Consider the following 18,224-nt stretch of genomic DNA (forward strand, 5'->3'; position numbering starts at 1 on the left):
CCACCCGGGGACCGGAACATGGCCACGACGCGCAGCCGCATACGCACGCGTCCACCCCCGGGCCCCGCAGCAGGGGTTCCGGCCGCGTCTTTGGGCAGGCACTGTAGGGGGACGGCACCCCGAAAACACCCAGGCATCCCACGAACGCACCGACAGGACTCAGCGGTACCCACAAGGCGGTGACAAGCTCATGACATCGAGCGCCCTTGGCACGGCCTCGGTCGGCTCCGAGCTTCGGTTCGATCCAGGTCGGCTCTGTCTGGATCTGGTCGCGACCGGACACCCCGACGACCGGCTCGACTCGGTGGACCGGCTCCGTGCCTGGTGCACCGCCGCCGGACTCGTCCCCGACCCGACCCCGCTGCACGGCGCCCACCCCGGCTGGCTCGTCGACTTCCGCGAACTCCGCGCCCACATCGGCCTGTTGGTCCGCGGCGAACTCGGCGGACGCCCCGCACCCGGCGCCCTGGAACGGGTCAACTCGCTGGCCCGCGAGGCCCCACCGGCCCCCCGCGCCGTCCGCGCGCCCGACGGCACCCTCGCCCGCGCCCTGCACGACGACCCCGACTGCGCCGCCCTCATCGCCGCCGTCGCCCGGGACACCGTCGACCTGCTCACCGACCCCGTCACCCGCGCCCGGCTCCGTCAGTGCGAGGGCGACAACTGCCCCCTGATCTACCTCGACACATCCCGCGGAGGCCGCCGCCGCTGGTGTTCCAGCGAGGTGTGCGGCAACCGGGAACGCGTCGCCCGGCACCGCCGCCGCGCCGCCCTCGCCCGCGCGTGAAGCCACGTAGCCCCACATCAGTACGTCCGTATCGCACGTCCGTTGAACAACTCCCGCCCCGCGTACGTACCCCGTGCTGAGCGATCCCGGCTGGGGGAGCCCAGTCGAATCGGGGACACCGGAGGTAGGCGTGCGCAAGGATTCCGCCGTGGCCGATGAACGCCCGCCAAGGGCCCGACATCGCATGACCCAGTCCTCGTCGGAGCCGGACGAGGAACTGATGCGCGCGCTCTACCGCGAACACGCCGGACCCCTGCTCGCGTACGTGCTCCGCCTTGTCGCGGGAGACCGGCAGCGCGCCGAGGACGTCGTCCAGGAAACGCTCATCCGGGCCTGGAAGAACGCCGGTCAGCTCAATCGGGCCACGGGTTCCGTACGCCCCTGGCTGGTGACGGTCGCCCGTCGTATCGTGATCGACGGCCACCGCAGTCGACAGGCCCGGCCGCAGGAGGTCGACCCGTCGCCTCTGGAGGTCATCCCCGCGGAGGACGAGATCGACAAGGCGTTGTGGCTGATGACACTCTCAGACGCACTCGACGACCTGACCCCTGCCCATCGGGAGGTCCTGGTCGAGACGTACTTCAAAGGACGTACGGTCAATGAGGCGGCCGAGACGCTCGGCATACCCAGCGGCACGGTGCGCTCACGGGTGTTCTACGCCCTGCGCTCGATGAAGCTGGCGCTGGAGGAGCGGGGGGTGACCGCATGACGACGCACGGCATGACTCCGAACGAGGCCCATGACGTCCACGAAACGGTCGGCGCCTATGCCCTGGGCATCCTCGACGACTACGAGGCAACCGCTTTCGAGGCGCATCTCGCGGGCTGCGACTGGTGCGCGCGGCAGTTGGAGGAACTCGCCGGCATGGAACCCATGCTGGCCGCCCTCGCCGATCTCCCCGGCGGCCCCGGGATGCAGTCCGGCACCCCCGCCATCGGCGAGCAGCTCGCCGCCAAACCCAGCAGGCAACTCGCGGACCGGCTGGTCGACGAGGTCGCCGTCCGGCGCGCCAGGAAGCGCCGGCGCGGACTGTATCTGGTGGCCGCCGCCGCTGCCCTGATCATCGGCGGCCCGCTGACCGTCATCGCCGTCAACGGCGACAGCGGCGGCACGACCGGCGTCGAGGCCCATCCGACGAGCCCCGCCGAGGACGCGTTCTTCCACCACATGGACCAGAAGGTCACGGCGACGGACGCGAGCAGCGACGTCACCGCGACGGTGGGCATGGAGAACAAGGCGTGGGGCACCCACACCGTCCTGGAGCTGAAGAACGTCAAGGGCCCGCTGAAGTGCTCCCTGATCGCCGTCGGCAAGAACGGCGAGCGCGAGACGGTCACCACCTGGTCCGTCCCCGCATGGGGCTACGGCATCGAGAACAGCACCAACGCGAACGCCAAGAAACCGCTGTACGTGCACGGCGGCGCCGCCTTCGCCGAGAAGGACATCGACCACTTCGAGGTACGCACCCTGGACGGCAAGAAACTCGTGGAGGTCAAGGCATAGGGCCGGGTGCGGGACACGGCAGGCACCGATCCGGAGCATCTGGCTCCGCCACCGGTGCCGAACGTGGCACCAGAGGGTCCCCTTCGCGTACGGTAGACGGCTGCCATGCACGTCAGAAGGGGGCCCGGTGGCCGCTCAGCACGCCGCTCATGCCGCTCATACCGCTCCTGATTCCCTCCGCGATCGCGAGATCGCGGTCGAACAGGAGCATCTGGACCAGGTGTACCGCCGCCTTGAGGAGAAAATCCACGAGGCGGAGTTCCTCATGCGCGACGCGGCCCAGCGCGGCCAGGTCGGCACCCCCGGCGCGCTCGCCGAGCGCGACGCCCAGGTCTTCCGGGCCGGAATCCACCTCAACCGGCTCAACAACGAGTTCGAGGACTTCCTCTTCGGCCGGATCGACCTCCTGCCGGGCAAGGACGGCAAGAAGGGCCCGGACGGCGCGTACACGGCCGTCGAGCCCGCCGACGGCGCCGTACGCACCGAGCCCACCGACGGCACCGGCACCGAGGGCGCCGACGCCACCCGCCAGGTCGCCGATATCGCGGAGACCCTGCACATCGGCCGGATCGGCGTCCTCGACGCCGACTACACACCGCTGGTCATCGACTGGCGCGCGCCCGCCGCCGCGCCCTTCTACCGCTCGACCCCGGTCGACCCGGGCCGGGTGGTACGCCGCCGGGTGATCCGCTCCAAGGGCCGCCGGGTGCTCGGTGTCGAGGACGACCTGATGCGCCCGGAGCTGACCGCCCGCCTCGACGGCGCCGACCTGCCGGTGATCGGCGACGGCGCCCTGATGGCGGCGCTCGGCCAGGCCCGTGGTCACACCATGCGGGACATCGTCTCCTCCATCCAGGCCGAGCAGGACCTGGTGATCAGGGCGCCCGCCGCGTCGGTGACCCAGGTCGAGGGCGGACCGGGCACCGGCAAGACGGCGGTGGCGCTGCACCGGGCCGCGTATCTGCTCTACCAGGACCGTCGGCGGTACGCGGGCGGCATCCTCATCGTCTCGCCGACCCCGCTGCTCGTCGCGTACACCGAGGGCGTCCTGCCGTCGCTCGGCGAGGAGGGCCAGGTCGCCATCCGCGCGGTCGGCTCCCTGGTCGACGGCGCCGACGCCACGGTCTACGACACCCCGGCCACCGCCCGCGTCAAGGGCTCGTCCCGGATGCTCAGGGTGCTGCGGAAGGTCGCGCGGGGCGCCCTGGAACTGCCGGACACGCCGAACCGGCTACGGGTCGTCGCGTTCAACCGCAGGCTGGAGCTGGAAGCCGCCGAACTGGCCGACATCCGCCGTATCGCGCTCAGCGGCACGGCCCCGGTCAACCTGCTGCGCCCCCGCGCCCGCCGACTCCTCCTGGACACCCTGTGGAACCGTTCGGGCGCCGGCTCCCGCCACAACGACCCGGAACTCGCCGCCGAACTGCGGTCCTCCTTCGACGAGGACATCACCTCCGAGGACTCCTTCCAGGAATTCCTGGACGCCTGGTGGCCCGAGCTGACCCCGCGCGGGGTGCTCGCCGCGATGGGCGACGAGCGACGGCTGGGCCGCTGGGCGCGCCGGGAGCTGAACCAGGGCGAGGTGCGCCGGGTCGCCCGCTCCCTCCAGCGCGACGCGCTCTCCGTGCACGACGTGGCACTGCTGGACGAACTCCAGTCGATCCTCGGCACCCTCGCCCGGCCCAGGCGGCGGCCCGTCGACCTCGACCCGCTGGACCAGCTCACCGGCCTGGAGGAGCTGATGCCGGTGCGTGAGGAGAGCCGCCGCGAGCGGGCCGAGCGGCTCGCCCAGGAACGTACCGAGTACGCGCATGTCATCGTCGACGAGGCACAGGACCTCACGCCGATGCAGTGGCGCATGGTCGGGCGCCGCGGCCGGCACGCCACCTGGACCGTCGTCGGCGACCCGGCGCAGTCCTCCTGGTCCGACCCCCGGGAGGCGGCCGAGGCCCGCGACGAGGCGCTCGGCACCCGCCCGCGCCGCCGCTTCTCGCTCACCGTGAACTACCGCAACCCGGCCGAGATCGCCGAGGTGGCGTCCCGCGTCCTCGCCCTGGCGATGCCCGGCGCGCCCTCGCCGACAGCGGTGCGCTCCACCGGCGTGAAGCCCCGGTTCGCGACCGTCGGCGACGGCGGTCTGGGCCGTACGGTGCGCGAGGAGGCCGTCCGGCTGCTCGACGAGGTCGACGGCACCGTCGGCGTCGTCGTTGCCATGAACCGGCGCGAGGAGGCCGCGCGCTGGCTCGCCGGACTCGGTGACCGCGTGGTGGCACTCGGCAGCCTGGAGGCCAAGGGCCTGGAGTACGACGCGACGGTCGTGGTCTCACCCGCCGAGATCGCCGACGAGTCACCCGCAGGGCTGCGTGTCCTGTACGTGGCCCTCACCCGGGCGACCCAACGCCTCACGGTCGTCTCGGGCCGCCGCGACGACCCCGACGCGGACGGGGTCCCGGACCTGCTGAGGGAGTGACGAAGCCGTCCGCGGACCGTCGCCCGGGGTCGCCGGAACCCGCGCCGCCCACCCCGACAGGGCCACGACTTCGTGTGACGGGAATTGCCTTGCGGGGATCGTTTGTTACCGTGGATGCGACACCGGCCCGATCCAAGCCCCCGGGCCCAACCTTCGTCGCTACGAGCGACCACTTGCCGCGAGGCGAGCATGGCGGGTCGGTGTCACTGAACGGAGGAAAGGCTCGTGCCACCTGGTGGCACGGGTCTTTTTCCCGTTGTGGCCGCAATGAACAAAAGGTTCGCAATCCCAGGGCGGCTACCAGGTACCCGACGGTAGGTGCGACCATCGGATGACGCCGCCCGTGACCTCACGGGCCGTGCGCACGCCGCACACGTGCGCAAGCGACACAGAGGGAAAGCAGAGGAAGTCGGCCATGGCAACGGCGCCCAGCGTCTCCTACTCGATGACGGTCCGCCTTGAGGTGCCCGCCAGCGGAACAGCGGTATCTCAGCTCACCACGGCGGTCGAATCGTCCGGAGGCTCGGTGACCGGCCTGGACGTCACGGCGTCCGGCCACGAGAAGCTCCGTATAGACGTCACCATCGCGGCGTCCTCGACCTCGCACGCCGACGAGATCGTCGGCAAGCTCCGGACCATCGACGGCGTCGTCCTCGGCAAGGTCTCGGACCGTACGTTCCTGATGCACCTCGGCGGCAAGATCGAGATGCAGTCCAAGCACCCCATCCGCAACCGTGACGATCTCTCGATGATCTACACACCGGGTGTGGCACGGGTCTGCATGGCCATCGCCGAGAACCCCGAGGACGCCCGCCGCCTCACCATCAAGCGCAACTCGGTCGCGGTCGTCACGGACGGCTCCGCCGTGCTCGGGCTCGGCAACATCGGCCCGATGGCCGCGCTGCCCGTCATGGAGGGCAAGGCGGCCCTCTTCAAGCGGTTCGCCGGTATCGACGCCTGGCCGCTCTGCCTGGACACCCAGGACACCGACGCCATCGTGGAGATCGTCAAGGCCATCGCGCCGGGCTTCGCGGGCATCAACCTGGAGGACATCTCGGCGCCCCGCTGCTTCGAGATCGAGGCCCGGCTCCGTGAGGCCCTCGACATCCCCGTCTTCCACGACGACCAGCACGGCACCGCCATCGTGGTACTCGCCGCCCTCACCAACGCGCTGCGCGTGGTCGGCAAGTCCATCGAGGACGTACGGGTCGTCATGTCCGGGGCCGGCGCGGCCGGTACGGCCATCCTGAAGCTGCTGATCGCGGCGGGCGTCAAGCACGCCGTCGTCGCCGACATCCAGGGCGTGGTGAACGCGGGCCGCGCCGACCTGGTCGACGCCGCCGCCGACTCGCCGCTGCGCTGGATCGCGGACAACACCAACCCCGAGGGCGTCACGGGCACCCTGAAGGAGGCCGTGCGCGGCGCGGACGTCTTCATCGGCGTCTCCGCCCCGAACGTGCTCGGCGGCGAGGACGTCGCGGCCATGGCCGACGGCGCGATCGTGTTCGCGCTCGCGAATCCCGACCCCGAGGTCGAGCCGGGTCTCGCCCGGGAGACCGCCGCCGTCGTCGCCACCGGCCGCTCGGACTTCCCGAACCAGATCAACAACGTGCTGGTCTTTCCCGGGGTGTTCCGTGGCCTGCTCGACGCCCAGTCCCGTACGGTCGACACCGGCATGATGCTGGCCGCGGCCACCGCTCTCGCCGATGTCGTCAGCGAGGACGAACTGAACCCGAACTACATCATTCCGAGCGTCTTCAACGACAAGGTCGCGGGCGCCGTCGCGGGCGCCGTACGCGAGGCCGCCAAGGCGGCGGGCGCCGCTGTGACGGCCACCACGGCCTGACGGCTGCGGCGCGTCGCGGAAGGCACGTCCCGGAGCCGCCCTTTAGGGTGGCGGGCAGCCAGGGGGTGTCCTGCGGGTGTCCTTTGGCCCGCAGGTCCTGCGGTCCGCTGCCGGGAGCGGACGGAGCGTCACCACGTCGAGGCAGTGGCGCTTTTCGTGTGACTCCTACGAGCGCCGGATTGGCGTTCCCGCCGCAGGTGGGGGCAGGATGCATCTCTGGGCGCGAGGGTCTGGCTACGGACCCGGGTCCGGGGACCAACGAGGGCCCTGGCAGCATCGGCTTCGATCTCACGCCTCAACGGCAAGATGAACACGGGAGTACAAACATGAACCGCAGTGAGCTGGTGGCCGCGCTGGCCGACCGCGCCGAGGTGACCCGCAAGGACGCCGACGCCGTGCTGGCCGCGTTCGCCGAGACCGTCGGCGAGATTGTCGCCAAGGGCGACGAGAAGGTCACCATCCCCGGCTTCCTCACCTTCGAGCGCACCCACCGTGCCGCTCGCACCGCCCGCAACCCGCAGACCGGCGAGCCGATCGACATCCCGGCCGGCTACAGCGTGAAGGTGTCCGCGGGCTCGAAGCTCAAGGAAGCGGCGAAGGGGAAGTAGTCCCTTTGACGGTGATGGGGCGGCACCCGACTCCTCGGGTGCCGCCCCATCTGTCTGTCCGTGGCGCGCTCTGTCCGTGCAGTGTTCTGTCTGTCCGTGTCGTGCGGGCGGTGTCTCAGCCCAGCGGTGTCCTGCCCGGCAGTTCGACCTTCGCGCCCAGCTCCTGGAGCTTCTCCATGAAGTTCTCGTAGCCGCGGTTGATCAGCTCGATGCCGTGCACCCGGGACGTGCCCTGGGCCGCGAGGGCGGCGATCAGATACGAGAAGCCGCCACGCAGGTCGGGGATGACCAGATCAGAGCCCTGGAGCTTCGTGGGGCCCGAAACGACCGCCGAGTGCAGGAAGTTGCGCTGCCCGAACCGGCAGACGGAGCCGCCCAGGCACTCGCGGTAGAGCTGGATGTGGGCGCCCATCTGGTTCAGCGCCGAGGTGAAGCCGAGCCGGGACTCGTACACCGTCTCGTGGACGATGGACAGGCCCGTGGCCTGGGTGAGCGCGACGACCAGCGGCTGCTGCCAGTCCGTCTGGAAACCGGGGTGTACGTCGGTCTCCAGGGCGATCGACTTCAGCTGGCCGCCCGGGTGCCAGAAGCGGATGCCCTCGTCGTCGATCTCGAAGGCGCCGCCGACCTTGCGATAGGTGTTCAGGAACGTCATCATCGAGCGCTGCTGGGCGCCGCGTACGTAGATGTTCCCCTCGGTCGCCAGCGCCGCCGAGGCCCAGGACGCGGCCTCCAGGCGGTCCGGGAGGGCCGCGTGCGTATAGCCGCCGAGACGGTCGACGCCGGTGATCCGGATCGTGCGGTCCGTGTCCATCGCGATGATGGCGCCCATTTTCTGGAGCACACAGATGAGATCCTCGATCTCCGGCTCCACGGCGGCGTTGGACAGCTCCGTGACGCCCTCCGCGAGGACCGCCGTGAGCAGCACCTGTTCGGTCGTGCCGACCGACGGGTAGGGCAGCCGGATCTTCGTACCGCGCAGCCGCTGCGGGGCCTCCAGGTACTGGCCGTCCGCGCGCTTCTCGATCCGCGCGCCGAACTGCCGCAGCACGTCGAAGTGGAAGTCGATCGGCCGGCCGCCGATGTCGCAGCCGCCGAGGCCCGGGATGAACGCGTGGCCCAGGCGGTGCAGGAGCGGGCCGCAGAACAGGATCGGGATGCGTGACGAGCCCGCGTGCGCGTCGATGTCGGCGACGTTCGCGCTCTCGACATGCGTCGGGTCGAGCACCAGCTCGCCCGGCTCCTCGCCGGGGCGGACGGTGACCCCGTGCAGTTGCAGCAGTCCCCGCACGACGCGGACATCACGAATGTCCGGGACATTGCGCAGTCGGCTCGGTCCGCTGCCGAGGAGTGCGGCGACCATGGCCTTGGGCACGAGGTTCTTCGCGCCGCGGACACGGATCTCGCCCTCCAGCGGGGTTCCGCCGTGGACAAGCAGTACATCGTCGGTGACGGTCATGTATCTCCGCGTTCCGAGTTGGGAGGGGCAGGGGCCGAGCAGCAAGCGTAATGGCCGTGGGACCAGGTTCCGTATGCACGTGCGGTTGCCAGGCCGTCCTGACTTCGCCACAACACGCAAGGTGATCGGAAGGGTGCGCACGGTGATGTGGTCGCGGTGTGCGCTCCGGCCGCTCCCGTGCGCCCTGAGCTGCCTTCACACAGGTACGGACGTTGGGTCCCCGTGCGCGGGGAAGATGCGGGATCATGTCTGCCATGACCGAGGTGTCCTCGCTCACAGGGCGGCTGCTCGTGGCAACCCCCGCCCTGGCGGACCCGAACTTCGACCGCGCGGTGGTGCTGCTCCTCGACCACGACGAGGAGGGCTCCCTCGGCGTGGTGCTCAACCGGCCCACGCCGGTGGACGTCGGGGACATCCTCGAAGGCTGGGCCGAACTCGCCGGGGACCCCGGGGTCGTCTTCCAGGGCGGCCCGGTCTCACTGGACTCGGCGCTCGGTGTCGCGGTGATACCGGGCGGCGCCGTCTCGGGCGAACGGGCACCGCTCGGCTGGCGCCGGGTGCACGGTGCGATCGGACTCGTCGACCTGGAGGCCCCGCCGGAACTCCTCGCGTCGGCACTCGGATCGCTGCGTATCTTCGCCGGGTACGCGGGGTGGGGTCCGGGACAGCTGGAGAACGAACTGGTCGACGGCGCGTGGTACGTGGTCGAGTCGGAACCGGGTGATGTGTCGTCGCCGTCCCCCGAGCGACTGTGGCGCGAGGTCCTGCGCCGGCAGCGCAACGAGCTGGCGATGGTCGCCACATATCCGGACGACCCGTCGCTGAACTGACGGCCGCTGAACTGACGGTCGCTGAACCGGCGGTCGCTGATCCGGCGGGGAGAATCGGCCCATGGGAACCGACATCCACGGGTACGTCGAGTGCCGCACCTGGGGCCCCGGCCTCGCCCCCACCGAGACCGCCTGGTACCCGGCCGTCCCCCTGCCGATGCTGGGCGTGGCCCGCGACTACCCGGCGTACGACTGCCTGTTCGGGGTACGGGGAAGCGGGGTGTGGCGCCCGGTCGCCGCCGGGCGCGGGCTGCCGCCGGACGCATCGGAGACTGTCACGGCCGAGATGGCGGACTGGGGCCCCGGGGCCTTCGGCGCGACCTGGCTCGGCTGGCCGGAAATCCTCTCCGTCGACTGGGACGAGCCGGCCGTGCCCCGCGCCACGGACATCGCCCGCTACCGCCGCCTGCCCGACGGCACCCTGGAACTCGTCCACCGCTCCGTCTGGTCCCGAGGCTTCGCCCACGCCAGCGGCATCGACACCCTCACGGTGCCCCCCGACCGCATCGGCGACCTCTACCCGGAGGGCACGGAATGGGACACGGGCCGCACGGTATACCGCGCGGAACGGGCCCGCAGAAGGGACGCGGTACCGGAGGACGGCACGTGGGGGCCGGTGTGGACGGTGATGGGGGCGTTGGCGGAGGTGCATGGGGTGGAGGGGGTGCGGTTGGTGGTTTGGTTCGAGGAGTAGGGGGTGGGGCGGGGAGAGGGGGGCGCGAGGAGCCCACGCACTCGCCGGGCTCGTTGGTCTCAGTGGAATCAGGTGAAGGACTCAGGTGAAGCTCTGGGGGAGTTCCCCGGTCTCCCACAGGCGGTCCAGCGAGCGGAACCATCCGGCGAAGTCTCTGGTCAGGGTGGTCCGCTCGTCCGTCGACAGCCGCTCCAGCGGATCCGTGAAGTCGAAGGTGCCGAGGTCGGGCCCGGTCCACCCCTTGAAACGGCGGCAACTCGCGCACCACATGTAGCTGATCAGGGTGGGCCGCTTCCTGAGATGACTGCGGTACACATAGGTCCGGACAGCACGCTCCCCGCACGCCGGACAGACCCGCTCGGACTGGTCCTCGTAGAACTTCGGGCCTTGCACCAACTGCTTGACCTGGTCGACGTCGAATTCCTGCATTTCCACCCTTTTCTCATCCGCCCCGGCCGTGGAACCGTTCGAGCATTTGCTGCCCGTAGATCTCCGCCATTTCCTCGTCGCCGGGGGTGGTCACGTAACCCCTGCCATTGTGCGCGTCCTGCATTCCGCGTCGCGCCGCCTGCTGCTGATGGTGCATGGTCTCGTGGAAGACCGTGCTGACCGCTTCGTCCATGTCTCGCAGCCCCAGGTCGGAGATCTCGATCATCGGGCGCCCGCGAGGGCCCAGCATCGGGAATCCGTCAGTCGTGTGCGGGCTGTTACCGAAGGCCGGTCCGAGCGGACCGTCGATCTGGGGTACGTGCACGATGTCGTAGTCATCGACCGACATCCCTCGTCTGCCCAGAGCCATCTTCAGCTGCCTGATGCTCACCGCTGGGCCGAGCTGACCGCCGGGAAGGCGTTGTGAGGCTCCGCGATAGTGATTGATGATCCCAGGTCCGCAGGGAGTCAGACCCATCGGGTCGCTCCACACGAGTGGATTGTCGGTGTAGGCGTAATCATTGGGTGCTGGATCGAGCCCCAAGGGGTCCGGGCTCAGATATCGACCGGTGGAGGAGTCGTAGTAGCGATGCCTGTTGTAGTCGAGGCCGGTCTCGGGGTCGTTGTACTGACCGGGGAAGCGGAGTCGGCAGTCGACGTCATCGGTGATCTGAGGCTCCCCTGATCCCCAGACCGTCGGGGCGCGACGCCACGTTACGCGGCCATCGGCGTCAGTGAGTTCGGATGGCGCGCCGATCAAGTCCGTCACGATGGCACGGAAACGTAGGTCGACTTCCTCCTCGCAGAGGCCGGCCGGCTCGTGGCGCTCCAGTTGGGCCAACGGGCGTGGCACCGGTGCGGGAGAGAATTCCCAGGTCGTCACCTGCCTCGAACCGTCCGCTTGGCGGAGACGGATTTCCTCAGCCAGATTGTCCCCGTCCCACACGAAGAGTGTCTCGGCGTGGACGCGTCCACCCTCGTCGGTACGGCGCTTTGACACCCTGCGCCCGAGCGGATCGTAGGCGTATTGCCATACCTCTCCGTTGGCAGTGGTGACCGAAGTCATCCTGCCGAGGGAGTCCCAGCTGTAGCTGTCGGTACGGTGACCCCCCGAGAGCAGTTTCAGCGTCTTCGTGACGAGCCGCCCTTGTTGATCATGAACGTATCGAACACGGTCGGTGTTCTGCAGTCGGGTACCGGCGAACCGCCAGGTGGAGTCTGCGGTGGGAACATCGGTACGGCTCATGTTGCCGGAGCTGTCGTAGGCGTACCGCTCGGTCCAGTCCGGTCCGTTGACGGCGGTGATCCGTCCCGCGGCGTCGACGTCGAGTTGGCGAAGACCTGTGGAGTCCGCGGCAATGGACAGGGGAATTCCGTCTTGCCGATATGTGTAACTGCGCCTTTCAAGGAGTCGGCCGGTCCGAGGCGCGGTCAGAGTCTGTTCTGTCAGCCGGAACGACTCGTCCCAGGTCTGACTGAGGAGAGTTCCGCCGCCCAACTCTCGTTGGGTTTCACGTCCGGCGGCATCGTAAGTGAAACGCAGCGATCCGCCGTTCATGCTCAACGCCGCAGGCCGATGGCCAGGGTCGTACTCCCAACGACTGACGACCTCGGTGGGCGTAGTGCGCTGCGTGAGGCGTCCCAGCCCGTCATAGGCTCGGGTCACCGTACGCCCGTTGCAGGTCTCCGCGATCAACTGTCCCGCGATGTCGTACTGGAAATCCACCGCCGCATGGTCGTTGGCGGCTCGGATCATCCGGCCGGCCGGACTGTATGCGAAGACGGCCGTTTCATCACCGGACCATCGGGTGGTGACATTGCCCGCGAGGTCACGTTCGTATCGCACCTCGTGATCCGGCAACTGACCCTGTGAGATGAGCTGACGTGCCGCGTCGTAGCGATAGGTGCGGCGACGTCTGTTGAAGTCCTCTTCAAGGATCACGTTCCCGATCGGGTCGTACGTGTAGGACCAAACTGCGCCGGCGGAGTTCTCCACCCGTTTCAATCGCAATTCGGTGTCGTACACGAACGTGAGAACTGAACCGTCTGGCGCGGTACGTGTTCCGGGCAGGTCGAAGGATGTGATGGTGAACGACGTCGAACCGCCGGACGCGTTCCGGTGCTCGACGAGATTCCCTTCGCCGTCATACCGCCACGATTCGGTGTGTCCATGGGGCTTCCTGCGCCAGGCCAGTTGGCCCTCAGTTGTCCAGCCGAAGGTAGTGACCCCGCCCAGGGGATCCGTGCTCTGAACGACCCGACCGAAGGCGTCGCGTACGCACGACGACTCGGCGCCGGCGGAGTCGATGAAGCGGATCGGCAGACCCGCACTGTCACGCTCGATGCGTTCTGTGCCGCCCAGAGCGTCGGTGGTCTGGGTCAAGCAGCCGTTCTCGTTGTACGCGAATGCGGTGACCGAACCCATGGGGTCCGTTGTCCGAAGGAGGCTGCCTCGATCGTCATATGTGTGTGTCGCCTCCGCGCCGTCGGGATCGACAGCGGATACGGGGAGCCCAAGACTGTTGTAGGAGACAGTCGCGGATGTGCCGTCGGGGTAGGTGACTCCGGTATTCCGGCCCGAAATGTCGTAGGCGTAGCTCGTGCATCGCCCCAGTGGGTCGGTGACCGACTGGAGACGGTCGTAGCGATCCCAGACGCGGGAGGTCACCTGCCCCAAGGCGTCGGTTTCGCTGATGAGTTGGTATGTATCGGAATAGCGGTAGACCGTGCTGTGGCCCAGAGAGTCCGTAGCCGTCGTGCTGTGGGTCTGAACGTCGTACGCGTATGTGTAATCCAGGATTCCGTTCATGCCATGGGCACGCACACAGCGTCCCTTGACGTCGTACTCGTAGCTGTACCAGGTGTTGTTCCGGTCCTCCCACCGCCTGATGCGGTGTTCCTCGTCATAAGAGAGTCGTAGCGGGAGCCCGGCGGAGTTGAACAGAGCCGCGAGGTTGCCGGCCCCGTCGTATCCGTAACGCATCAAGACGGGCTCGTCGTCGGCGCCGAGGAGTCGGAGTTCGGTGATGCGGCCTGAATCGGTGGTCACTCCGACGCGGTAGCCGCCGTGGTGCGAGATCTCCTCGGGGCTTCCGTCGGCGCGGTAGTGGAATCGGACGGTGTTGTCGTGGCGGTCCGAAATTTCCACGATCGGCAATTCGGCGGATGAATGCCCCGACAGGGGCTCGAAATGGAGTGTGCGGCCTGTTTGCGGCTGGTGCACTGTCATGCGTCCGTCGGTTCCCCCCGCCCACTCAAGAGTCCATCGGGGGCCTTCTACCGGCAGTACGGCGAGGCCGGGCTCTGGAACTGGGTAGATCAGCGTCATGCCGTCGTCAGCGATGAAACGAACGCCGTCCGTGTCCAGCAGCAGTCGTTGATCGACGGTCGAGACCCAACTCGGTCCGAACCACCGTCCTGAGCGCACCCCGGACCGGTGATGGCGCTGCACAGCGAGGGGGAGGACACCGGGGAGCAGGAGGTCGGTCGCGGACATGACCATCTCTCCGGTTGCCATGTCGACGGGATCACCACGGGTGAAGAGTGTTTTGAGCTGCCGTCCGCCTGCCCGAGTGCCTCTGGCGAGGCCCTTGGCTCCGAGCGCCATGCCCTTCAGGCCGACCTTGCTCAGGCCCTTGAGGCCCTTGGCGAGGCCGCCGAGGGTGGTCAGGCCCTTCATACCGGGGATGCAGTCCAGCGCCGCGAAGCCCACGTCCCAGAGGGATGCCTGTCCCTTGAAATATTTGTTGAGGGTGTCCGCGAGGACGATGAGGGCCGCGATGAGGACGATCGCGCCGAGGATCGGGCCGCCGATGATCAGCGCGATGATGCCGAGGACGGCGACGACGACTTTGCAGACGGCGACGATGGTGTCCCAGTTGTCGGTGAACCAGTCGCCGACCTCTTCCCACCACTTCCGGTTGCGGATTCCGGCGTCGGAGGCGTCGTCGAGTTTGTCCTTCGCCTCCCGCGCCGCGTCCTCCCGCATCTTGCGGGCGTCCCCGGCCATCTTCTTCGCCGCGTCCAGCGCGCTCGACGCCGAGGACACATCCGACTGCGCACTCGTACGGGCATCCTTCGCGCTCTGCGCGTCCCGCGTGGCCGCCTTCACCTTGTCCGGATCCGGCTTGGGGACGTCCTTGCCGCCGGTGGGGTCGTCCTTGTATTTGTCGGCTTCCTTGCCGGCGCGGTCCACCCAGGATTCGGCGGAGGTCAGCTTGGACTGGGCGGAGGAGAGGTCGGTCTGTGCTTCGCGGCCCTTGACGAGGGCCTTGTCGGCGAGGGCCTGGGCGCGTTCCAGTTTCGGCCAGTACGCGGCGAGCGCGTCGCCGGCCATCTCGTACGACTTCTTCAGCTTGCGCAGATTCTTGGGCACGCCGGAGAACTCGTCCTGGAACGCCTTGGCGGACTTGCCGGCCCAGACCAGGACCGTGTCCTCCTCGGCCATCCCCTTGATCAGCCGTAACGCCTCGGCGACGTCGTCCGCGAAGTCGTGCAGCCCCTTCGCCAGCGTCCGTACCCGGTCCGGATCACCCGGCGTCGGGTCCTTGTCCAGGTCCAGGACATGCCAATCCGTTGGCCGATTCCCCGCCACTCCGCAACCCCCCGGTTCGCTGCCGTGAACACTTGTTGCCGAACGCGTTCGCGAAGTTACTACGTGGTCGCGTATCCGGGGAAGGGCGTCCGAAGGTCTGCCGAAGGGCGTCTCGGCGGTTAGGGCCGGGCCCTGGGTACCCTGGATCGCATGAGCACTCTTGAGCCCGAGCGCGGGACAGGTACGGGGACCCTCGTAGAGCCGACGCCGCAGACGTCGCACGGTGACGGTGATCACGAGCGCTTCGCCCACTACGTCCAGAAGGACAAGATCATGGCGAGCGCGCTGGACGGCACGCCCGTCGTCGCGCTCTGCGGCAAGGTCTGGGTGCCCGGCCGCGACCCGAAGAAGTATCCCGTGTGCCCCATGTGCAAGGAGATCTACGAGTCCATGGGAGCGGGCGGCGACAAGGACAAGGGCAAGGGCGGCGGCAAGGACAAGTAGCGCGGCCCCCTCTCCGCCGTAGGACACGACCGCGGTACCCCCCGTACGGGTACCGCGGTTTTGTCATGCCCGGACGCGGGGCGGGGCGAGTTCCTGAGGGGCGCGGAAGGGGGTCCGATGCGGGCTCGTGGGTCCTCCTGGGTCACAGAGTGGTCGAGAAGTGGTCGAGACCTCTTGTCGGGGGCGTTGGTCTACTTCTAGCCTCCGTCGTGTTGTGCAGCACGAAACAGTCGTTGCGTATGCTGCAACGCGAAACCCGGAGGACCGCTCGATGAAGCTCCCGAAGCAGCTCTCGACCCGAATGGCCGCCCCGATAGCGGCACTTGTCGTCGCCGGTCTCACCGCGACCGCCTGCGCCCCGCAGACCTCCGACACCAGCTCGGACAAGGACGAGAAGAGCGGCACCCTCCGCGTCTGGCTCTTCCAGGAGGTCAACAACACGCCCAAGGAAGACGTGGTCAAGACCGCCGTCGCTGCTTTCGAGAAGGCGCACGACGGTGCCGACGTCAAGGTCGAGTACATCCCGGTCGAGACCCGCGCCGAGAAGATCAAGGCCGCGTTCAACGACCCCAAGAGCGCCCCGGACATCATCGAGTACGGCAACACCGACACCGCCGGATACGTCAAGGACGGTGGACTCGCCGACATCAGCGAGGAGTTCGGCGCCTGGGACGAGGCCAAGGACACCGACCCCACGGCCAAGGAGTCCGTCACCGTCGACGGCAAGATCTACGGCGCCCCCTACTTCGTGGGCGTACGCGCCCTCTACTACCGCACCGACCTCTTCGAGCAGTTGAAGATCGACGTACCGAAGACGCAGGACCAGCTCATCGACGCCGCGAAGAAGATCCGCAAGGCGAAGCCGGAGCTGTACGGGCTCGCCGTCGGCGGCGCCTACACCTATGGCGCGATGCCGTTCATCTGGGCCAACGGCGGTGAACTCGCCGACAAGAAGGGCGACTCGTACACCTCCGCCATCGACAGCGCCGCCGCCCAGAAGGGCATCAAGAGCTACACCTCGCTCTTCGGCGGCGACAACTGTCCCGCCGCCAAGTGCGCCGGCATGGGCGGCAACGACACCGTCACCGCCTTCGCCTCGGGCAAGGCGGGCATGGCCATCGGCGGCGACTTCAGCCACCAGGCGATGGAGGACGGCGCGGTCAAGGGCAAGTACGCCGTCGTACCGCTGCCCGGTGTGAAGGAGGGCGACATCGCCCCGGCGTTCGCCGGCGGCAACAACATCGGTGTCCTGAAGAGCACTTCGCACCGCACTCTCGCGGTCGACCTCGTCAAGGAACTCGCGGGCAAGAAGACGCAGGGTGAATTCTTCGACGCGATGGGCTTCCTGCCCACCTATACCGATGTCCGCGAAGAGGCCGCGCGCAAGGAGCCGTTCGTCGAGCCGTTCATCAAGACCCTCGGCGCCGGCGCCAAGTTCGTACCCGCCTCGCCCGCCTGGGGCCAGATCGACGCCTCGCTCGTCCTGCCGACGATGTTCCAGGAGATCGTCAGCGGCCGTAAGGACGTGGCGGCGGCCTCCGGTGACGCGGCGAAGAAGATGGACGCCGCGTTCGGCGCCACCGGCTGAGACAGACAACCCTTCCCATGACGCACGACATCTCCCTGGCCACGCCGCCCGTACGCAAGGCCCCGCCGCCCGCACGCAGAACGCGGCGGCAGCCGGCCTGGACCCCGTGGCTCTATCTGGCCCCCGCCCTGGTCGTCCTCGCCGGACTGCTCGTCTACCCGATCTACCAACTCGGCCTGATCTCCTTCCTGGAGTACACCCAGGCCCAGGTCAGCGGCGGCGAACCGACCACCTTCCAGGGCTTCGGCAACTACGCGACCCTCTTCCGCGACGAGCAGTTCTGGCAGGTGCTCCTCGCCACCGTGCTGTTCGCCGGCGCCTGTGTCGTCACCACCCTCGCCGTGGGCTGCGCGCTCGCCGTGCTCCTCACCCGGGTACGGGCCGTGCCCCGGCTCGCGCTGATGCTGGCCGCGCTCGGGGCCTGGGCGACCCCCGCGATCACCGGATCCACGGTGTGGGTGTTCCTCTTCGACCCCGACTTCGGCCCGGTCAACAAGGTGCTGGGGCTCGGCGACTTCTCCTGGACGTACGGGCGCCTCAGCGCCTTCGCGCTGGTCATGCTCGAAGTGGTGTGGTGCTCCTTCCCGTTCGTGATGGTCACCGTCTACGCCGGTATCCGCGCCGTCCCGGGTGAGGTCCTGGAGGCCGCGTCCCTCGACGGCGCCTCGCAGTGGCGGATCTGGCGGTCCGTCCTCGCGCCGATGCTCCGGCCGATCCTGGTCGTCGTCACCATTCAGTCCGTCATCTGGGACTTCAAGGTCTTCACACAGATCTATGTGATGACGAACGGCGGCGGAATCGCCGGACAGAACCTGGTGCTCAATGTGTACGCGTATCAAAAGGCGTTCGCGTCCTCGCAGTACAGCCTCGGTTCCGCGATCGGCATCGTGATGCTGCTGATTCTGCTGGCGGTCACGCTCGTGTATTTGCGGCTGCTGCGGCGGCAGGGGGAGGAACTGTGAGCGCGGTCGC

General features: G+C 68.5%; 14 protein-coding genes. 11 read left to right on the plus strand and 3 right to left on the minus strand.

Annotated features, from left to right (window positions below; translation table 11 throughout):
- Positions 1 to 190: 190 nt before the first annotated feature.
- The 6 genes from ACFVT5_RS03885 to ACFVT5_RS03910 all read left to right on the plus strand — a co-directional run bounded on the left by ACFVT5_RS03885 (position 191) and on the right by ACFVT5_RS03910 (position 7,214).
- Positions 191 to 787, plus strand: coding sequence for a CGNR zinc finger domain-containing protein (locus ACFVT5_RS03885; protein ID WP_389881138.1), 597 nt, complete (start codon positions 191 to 193; stop codon positions 785 to 787).
- Between the two features lie 184 nt (positions 788 to 971).
- The gene (locus ACFVT5_RS03890) at positions 972 to 1,496 is read left to right on the plus strand and encodes a sigma-70 family RNA polymerase sigma factor (RefSeq protein WP_389881140.1); all 525 of its coding nucleotides are present in this window, start codon (positions 972 to 974) and stop codon (positions 1,494 to 1,496) included.
- A complete protein-coding gene (locus ACFVT5_RS03895; RefSeq protein ID WP_389881142.1) occupies positions 1,493 to 2,290 on the plus strand; it encodes an anti-sigma factor family protein in 798 nt (265 codons plus the stop codon). Before ACFVT5_RS03890 ends, ACFVT5_RS03895 begins: the two co-directional genes overlap by 4 nt.
- 127 nt (positions 2,291 to 2,417) lie before the next feature.
- Positions 2,418 to 4,760 (plus strand): HelD family protein, encoded by a 2,343-nt coding sequence (locus ACFVT5_RS03900; protein WP_389881144.1) that lies wholly within the window; start codon positions 2,418 to 2,420, stop codon positions 4,758 to 4,760.
- Positions 4,761 to 5,175: 415 nt separating this feature from the next.
- Positions 5,176 to 6,606: an NAD-dependent malic enzyme gene (locus tag ACFVT5_RS03905; RefSeq protein ID WP_389881146.1), complete on the plus strand. Its 1,431-nt coding sequence runs from the start codon at positions 5,176 to 5,178 to the stop codon at positions 6,604 to 6,606.
- A gap of 326 nt (positions 6,607 to 6,932) precedes the next feature.
- Positions 6,933 to 7,214, plus strand: coding sequence for an HU family DNA-binding protein (locus tag ACFVT5_RS03910; RefSeq protein ID WP_161701580.1), 282 nt, complete (start codon positions 6,933 to 6,935; stop codon positions 7,212 to 7,214).
- Between the two features lie 115 nt (positions 7,215 to 7,329).
- Here the strand turns inward: ACFVT5_RS03910 and murA are convergent, their stop codons facing one another.
- Entirely contained in the window at positions 7,330 to 8,673 is a 1,344-nt protein-coding gene (murA, locus tag ACFVT5_RS03915) for a UDP-N-acetylglucosamine 1-carboxyvinyltransferase (RefSeq protein ID WP_389881148.1), read from the minus strand.
- Between the two features lie 254 nt (positions 8,674 to 8,927).
- Here murA and ACFVT5_RS03920 point away from each other — a divergent pair, with 254 nt between their 5' ends.
- Positions 8,928 to 9,503 carry a YqgE/AlgH family protein gene (locus ACFVT5_RS03920; protein WP_389882050.1) on the plus strand — a complete coding sequence of 192 codons (576 nt, stop codon included), beginning with the start codon at positions 8,928 to 8,930 and terminating at the stop codon, positions 9,501 to 9,503.
- A gap of 61 nt (positions 9,504 to 9,564) precedes the next feature.
- Positions 9,565 to 10,197, plus strand: coding sequence for a hypothetical protein (locus tag ACFVT5_RS03925; protein ID WP_389881150.1), 633 nt, complete (start codon positions 9,565 to 9,567; stop codon positions 10,195 to 10,197).
- An 81-nt stretch (positions 10,198 to 10,278) separates the two neighbouring features.
- Here ACFVT5_RS03925 and ACFVT5_RS03930 read toward each other — a convergent pair whose 3' ends face one another.
- Together ACFVT5_RS03930 and ACFVT5_RS03935 are read right to left on the minus strand one after the other, a co-directional pair.
- Entirely contained in the window at positions 10,279 to 10,626 is a 348-nt protein-coding gene (locus ACFVT5_RS03930; protein WP_389881152.1) for a hypothetical protein, read from the minus strand.
- Positions 10,627 to 10,639: 13 nt separating this feature from the next.
- Positions 10,640 to 15,220 carry a DUF6531 domain-containing protein gene (locus ACFVT5_RS03935; RefSeq protein WP_389881154.1) on the minus strand — a complete coding sequence of 1,527 codons (4,581 nt, stop codon included), beginning with the start codon at positions 15,218 to 15,220 and terminating at the stop codon, positions 10,640 to 10,642.
- A 150-nt stretch (positions 15,221 to 15,370) separates the two neighbouring features.
- On the opposite strand from ACFVT5_RS03935, the gene ACFVT5_RS03940 reads away from it, so the two are divergent.
- The 3 genes from ACFVT5_RS03940 (at position 15,371) to ACFVT5_RS03950 (ending at position 18,214) form a co-directional block, all read left to right on the plus strand.
- Complete coding sequence (locus tag ACFVT5_RS03940; protein WP_389881156.1) at positions 15,371 to 15,664, plus strand: DUF3039 domain-containing protein; 294 nt, start codon at positions 15,371 to 15,373, stop codon at positions 15,662 to 15,664.
- 271 nt (positions 15,665 to 15,935) lie between these two features.
- On the plus strand, positions 15,936 to 17,252 hold the full coding sequence (locus ACFVT5_RS03945) for an extracellular solute-binding protein (protein WP_389881158.1): 1,317 nt from the start codon (positions 15,936 to 15,938) through the stop codon (positions 17,250 to 17,252).
- Between the two features lie 17 nt (positions 17,253 to 17,269).
- Positions 17,270 to 18,214 (plus strand): carbohydrate ABC transporter permease, encoded by a 945-nt coding sequence (locus tag ACFVT5_RS03950; RefSeq protein WP_389881160.1) that lies wholly within the window; start codon positions 17,270 to 17,272, stop codon positions 18,212 to 18,214.
- Positions 18,215 to 18,224: the final 10 nt, after the last annotated feature.

Origin of the sequence: Streptomyces sp. NPDC058001, from assembly GCF_042886315.1 — a bacterium.
Lineage (GTDB): Bacteria > Actinomycetota > Actinomycetes > Streptomycetales > Streptomycetaceae > Streptomyces.